The organism is Mycobacterium sp. E740 (genome assembly GCF_001672895.1).
Taxonomy (GTDB): domain Bacteria; phylum Actinomycetota; class Actinomycetes; order Mycobacteriales; family Mycobacteriaceae; genus Mycobacterium.
This window is the reverse complement of the sequence record NZ_LZKP01000088.1, coordinates 1-5,144: the sequence shown is the minus strand read 5'-3', so window position 1 is coordinate 5,144 and position 5,144 is coordinate 1. Positions and strand designations below refer to the sequence as shown.

The window sequence follows — 5,144 nt, the reverse complement described above, 5'->3', positions numbered from 1 at the left end:
ACTGCGGCGTCGAAGGGCCGACCGACGATCCGGAGATCAACGCGCTGCGGTCACGCCAGCAGCGCAACTTCCTCACGACTTTGCTGCTCTCGCAAGGTGTTCCGATGATCGCGCACGGTGACGAGCTCGGCCGCACACAGCAGGGCAACAACAACGTCTACTGCCAGGACAATGAACTCTCGTGGATCGACTGGGCCAGCGCGGACACCGACCTGATCGAGTTCACCCGCACGGTCGCTGCCCTGCGTGCTGCACACCCGGTGTTCCGCCGGCGCCGGTTCTTCTCCGGGCGGCCGGTCCGGCAGCGCGGCGGCAACGGGCTGGCCGACATCGCGTGGTTCGCGCCCGACGGTTCGGAGATGAGCGATGAAGACTGGGACAGCGGCTTCGCCAAGTCGATCGCTGTCCACCTCAACGGCAACGGAATTCCCGATCTCGACGTGCGAGGGCAGCGGGTCACCGACGACTCGTTCGTGCTGTGCTTCAACGCCCACCACGAGCCGATCGACTTCACGCTGCCCGGTGAACAGTTCGGGCCGGCGTGGAAGCCGGTGGTGAACACCGGCCGGGATGCCGCAGACGAGTCGGAGCCCAAACCGCTCAACGCGGGGACGGCGGTCACCGTCGAGGCCCGCTCGGTGCTGGTGCTGCAGGCGGAGACGAGCTAGCGCCGGCTCATTCGACGACCGGGAAGAACGAGTCGCCGTCCTCGGGGGTGCCGCTGATCTGGCCCTCGTCGGTGCCGTAGTCGTCGGGGTTGATGCGGTCCATCTGCACGCCCTCGTCGGTGGGTCGCGTCAACACGTCGGGCTCCTCGGCGGCCAGTTTCTCGTCGAGGGTCTCGTCGACCTCACCGTCGGCGTTGATCTTGTCGGCTTCGCGCCAGCCGTCTGGCGGGTCGACGGTTTCGTCGCCGTCGTCGTTGCGCACGTCGTCGGAGTCCAGCGCCTCCGTCGGGCGCAGCGTGTCGCCGACGCCGCCGCTGTCGTTGGCCGAGAAATGTGGATCAGGGTTGGTCACACTGCTTCGGTTGCCCACCTGCCCGGTCGCTAAACGCCGACAGACCGCGTCGGCTTCAGCCCGGTTTTCTCGTCGAGGTACTGCAGCAGGTGATGCGCGCCCAGCTCGACGTCCTTGTGTCGCCACTCGGCGGCCCGGTACACGCAGGCGATGAGCCCTGAGCGGTGCAGCCGCCGGAAGTCGCCGTAGATGAACGCATAGCGCGCCTTGGTCTCGTCGTTGGCGCCGTCGGTGAGTCCGAGATGCCACTGCCCGTAGTCCTGCCACGAGTGCGAGTCCAGATAGCTGTTCTGCGCCTCGGCGCGTGGCTGCACCTCTCCCCAGTCGCTGTCGAGCACGTACTGGCGGGCGTCAATCAGCTCGCGCGCCTTGGCCATCGCGGCGTCGTTGAGCGAGTACTTGGCCATCGCCCCATTGTCGCCGGTGATCGTCCGCTCAGCCGACGATGCGCGCGATCGACTTGAGCGGGATCGGCAACCAGCTCGGCCGGAAACGCGCCTCGTACGCGGCCTCGTAGACCGCTTTGTCCAATTCGTAGGCCGCCAGCAGTTGGCCGAAGTCCCGCGGGTCGGTGCCGGACACCTCGGCGTAACCGTCGCAGAACGACGCGGCGTTGCGGTCCACCCATTCCCGGGCCCGCGCGCCGAGCTGCCGGTCGTGGTCCTCGTCGGAGGACTGCTCCATCAGACGCTGGTAGGCGGCGTACTCGTAGGAGCGCAACAGCCCCGCGACGTCCCGCAGCGGGGAGTCGGGCCGGCGGCGTTCCTCGAGCGGCTGGCCGGGCTCGCCTTCGAAGTCAATCAGCAGCCAGCCCTCGGGGATACGCAGCGCCTGGCCGAGATGCAGGTCGCCGTGGATGCGCTGCACCCGGATGGTCTCCTCGGCGAGCTTGCGGTACCGCTCCTCGATCAGCGGTGCGTACTGCTCGAGGTCGGGCACCGACTTGGCCGCCGACGTGAGTCGCTCCAGCGCGGTATCGGTCGGAAACACACTGGTTTCGGTGCCCAGCTGGTCGGCCAGCGTCGCGTGCACCGAAGCGACCGCCTCGCCTAGCCGGTAGGACTCCCCGGCGAAGTCACCGCCCACCTCGTCGGCGTACAGGTCGCCTTCGGCGAACAGGTCCCGGGTGCTGGCGGTGGCCATGTCCCAGCCTTCGGCCGACGTCGCGGCGAACTCGGTGACCATGCCCAGCGCGCACGGCTCACCGTCGCACGTCGTCTCGATCGCACCCAGCAGCCGCGCCACATGCGGATTGCCGGCGCGGGCCAGCACGCGGTTCAGCTCGATGTCGGGGTTCGTACCCGGCGTGATGCGGCGGAAGAGCTTGAGGATCGCCTTCTCCTCGAACACCACGCTGGTGTTGCTCTGCTCGGCCGCCGACACCCGCGGCGCCGCGTCCAGCGGCAGCTCGACATCGGGCTCCTTGACGAAACGAACCTCGTCGTCGCCGGAGCCGACCGTCGCCGACGAGTCGACGAGCGACAGCAGGTACCGCGCCGCGGCCGGATCGTAGAGCGCGTCGTAGCCGGTGCGCTCCCCGTCGGAACCGATCGTGGCGATCTCCGCGTACTCCTCGATGGGACCGCTGTGCCAGCACACCGGTACCTGATAGCGCTCCGTGGAACCGTCGGTGTAGGAGACGTCCAGCAGCACGAGGTCCAGATCGTCGCCCAACGCGATGCGCGCGGCTTCGTGGATAGAGGCCAGTTCGCGGCTGCGGCCGGCATACCATCGTTGCTGCGGTAGCCACTCGTCGAATGGCAGGGTCATGGCTGTTCTCCAGGCTCGGGGCCGGGCGCTCTCAGCGAGAACCAGTAGAACCCGTGGCCCGGCAGGGTGAGCAGGTAGGGCAGTTGGCCGATGCGGGGAAACTCAACGTAGCCGGTCATCTCGATCGGTGTGTGGCCGTTGTAGGCCTGCAGGTTCAGCTCGATCGGCTGCGGGAACCGGGAGAGGTTGTTCACGCACAGCACGGTGTCCTTGCGGCCGTCATCCTTCTCGACCTCGCGCACGTAGGTCAGCACCGACGGGTTGGAGCCGCCGAGTTCGTGGAAGCTGCCGATCGCGAACGCGTCGTGGCGACTGCGCACCGCGAGCATGGTGCGCGTCCAGTTGAGCAGCGAGTTGGAGATGTCGCGCTGGGCTTCGACGTTGACCGCCTGGTAGCCGTAGATGGCGTCCTGGTTGGGCGGCAGATACAACCGACCTGGGGTCGCGGTGGAGAAGCCGGCGTTGCGGTCCGGCGTCCACTGCATCGGGGTGCGCACCGCGTCGCGGTCGCCGAGCCAGATGATGTCACCCATGCCGATCTCGTCGCCGTAGTAGAGCACCGGTGACCCGGGCAGCGACAGCAGCAACGCGGTGAACAGCTCCATCTGGTTGCGGTCGTTGTCCAGCAGCGGCGCCAGGCGTCGCCGGATCCCGACGTTGGCCTTCATCCGCGGGTCCTTGGCGTACTCGGCGTACATGTAGTCACGCTCTTCGTCGGTGACCATCTCGAGCGTCAACTCGTCGTGGTTGCGCAGGAAGATGCCCCACTGCGCCATCTCGGGGATGTCAGGCGTCTGCCCGAGGATCTCTGAGATCGGGAACCGCGACTCGCGCCGCACCGCCATGAAAATCCTGGGCATCAGCGGGAAGTGGAACGCCATATGGCATTCGTCGCCGCCGGTGTTCGGATCGCCGAAGTACTCGACGACGTCGGCGGGCCATTGGTTCGCCTCGGCCAGCAGCACCCGGCCGGGGTACTCGTCGTCGATCACCTTGCGGCAGTGCTTGAGAAACGCATGGGTCTCCGGCAGGTTCTCGCAGTTGGTGCCTTCGCGTTCGAACAAGTAGGGCACCGCGTCCAACCGGAAGCCGTCGATGCCGATGTCGAGCCAGAACCGCAGGACGTCGAGCATCGCCTCCTGCACGGCGGGGTTGTCGTAGTTGAGGTCGGGCTGGTGGCTGAAGAACCGGTGCCAGTAGAACTGCCGGCGCACCGGGTCGAAGGTCCAGTTCGACTCCTCGGTGTCGACGAAGATGATCCGCGCTTCGCTGTACTTCTCGCTGGTGTCGCTCCACACGTAGTAGTCCCCGTAGGGCCCGTCGGGGTCACGCCGCGACTCCTGGAACCACGCGTGCGAGTCGGAGGTGTGGTTCATGACGAGGTCGGTGATGACGCGGATACCGCGGCGGTGCGCCGCGTCGAGCAGGTCGACGAAGTCGTCCACGGTGCCGAACTCCGGCAGCACCCGGTAGAAGTCGCGGATGTCGTAACCGCCGTCGCGCAGCGGCGAGTCGTAGAACGGCGGCAACCAAAGACAGTCCACCCCAAGCCATTTGAGGTAGTCAAGCTGTTCGGTCAGGCCGCGCAGGTCGCCGATGCCGTCGGAGTTCGAGTCGTAGAACGCGCGCACCAGCACTTCGTAGAAGACGGCGCGTTTGAACCACGTCCGGTCCTCGGGCAGCACCCGCGCGTGGCCGAAGTCCTCGGCGTTGGGGTGCTCGACGCTCCTGCCGTGGGGACCTTCCTCGACGTGGCTGCCCTCTGCCGGGTCGTGGTCGACGGATGCGTCGGAAGTTCTGACACCGCTGCGTTGTTCCATACGGTCTCCAACCTACCCACGTCACCGAGAATCGAATCGCCTCAAATCTCGGCTTGGGTATCGTTCCGGCGTGGCAACACGTGATCACGGCGACCCCGGCGACGCACCGTCAGTCCCTCCACCACTGACGAAGGTCGCCAACTCCACCCGCCCGTCTGCGGCCGAGGAAGCCCGCACGATCGCCGCGTCCACCAACACCGGAACACTCGCCACGCTGACCTCCGACGGCGATCCGTGGGCGTCGTTCGTGACGTACGGGTTGCTCGACGGCGCGCCGGTGCTGTGCGTGTCCAACCTCGCCGAACACGGGCGCAACCTGTCGGCCGATCCGCGGGCGAGTATCGCGATCGTCACGCCCAACGCGCAGTCCGACCCGCTGGCGAGCGGGCGGATCACGCTGGCCGGAGTGGCCGAACATCCCGCCGCCGACGAACTGGCCGCGGCGCGCGACGCGCACCTGTCGGCGGTCGCCGCCGCGAAGTACTACATCGACTACAGCGACTTCACCGTGTGGGTGCTGCGGGTGCACCGGGT

General features: G+C 67.3%; 5 protein-coding genes and 1 pseudogene. 2 read left to right on the top strand and 4 right to left on the bottom strand.

Annotated features, from left to right (window positions below; genetic code table 11):
• Positions 1-668, top strand: a pseudogene (locus A5663_RS08285) (glycogen debranching enzyme); the annotation flags it as partial.
• A 7-nt stretch (positions 669-675) separates the two neighbouring features.
• On the opposite strand, the gene A5663_RS08280 reads toward A5663_RS08285, so the two are convergent.
• From A5663_RS08280 to treS, 4 genes are read right to left on the bottom strand one after another with little or no spacing between them, the layout of a single operon-like run.
• The gene (locus A5663_RS08280) at positions 676-1,020 is read right to left on the bottom strand and encodes a hypothetical protein (protein WP_068146574.1); all 345 of its coding nucleotides are present in this window, start codon (positions 1,018-1,020) and stop codon (positions 676-678) included.
• A gap of 29 nt (positions 1,021-1,049) precedes the next feature.
• Positions 1,050-1,427: a hypothetical protein gene (locus A5663_RS08275; RefSeq protein ID WP_068146573.1), complete on the bottom strand. Its 378-nt coding sequence runs from the start codon at positions 1,425-1,427 to the stop codon at positions 1,050-1,052.
• A 28-nt stretch (positions 1,428-1,455) separates the two neighbouring features.
• The gene (locus tag A5663_RS08270) at positions 1,456-2,790 is read right to left on the bottom strand and encodes a maltokinase (protein WP_068146571.1); all 1,335 of its coding nucleotides are present in this window, start codon (positions 2,788-2,790) and stop codon (positions 1,456-1,458) included.
• A complete protein-coding gene (gene treS / locus A5663_RS08265; RefSeq protein WP_068146568.1) occupies positions 2,787-4,610 on the bottom strand; it encodes a maltose alpha-D-glucosyltransferase in 1,824 nt (607 codons plus the stop codon). The genes A5663_RS08270 and treS overlap by 4 nt, the downstream gene beginning before the upstream one ends.
• A 70-nt stretch (positions 4,611-4,680) precedes the next feature.
• Between treS and A5663_RS08260 the strand changes: the two genes are divergently transcribed.
• The coding region (locus A5663_RS08260) for a pyridoxamine 5'-phosphate oxidase family protein (RefSeq protein ID WP_197503338.1) at positions 4,681-5,144 on the top strand (464 nt) is incomplete at its 3' end.

Coding starts and splice junctions, on each gene's coding strand:
- treS (WP_068146568.1), bottom strand. CDS start 4,610: ATGGAACAACGCAGCGGTGTCAGAACTTCCGACGCATCCGTCGACCAC.
- A5663_RS08270 (WP_068146571.1), bottom strand. CDS start 2,790: ATGACCCTGCCATTCGACGAGTGGCTACCGCAGCAACGATGGTATGCC.
- A5663_RS08275 (WP_068146573.1), bottom strand. CDS start 1,427: ATGGCCAAGTACTCGCTCAACGACGCCGCGATGGCCAAGGCGCGCGAG.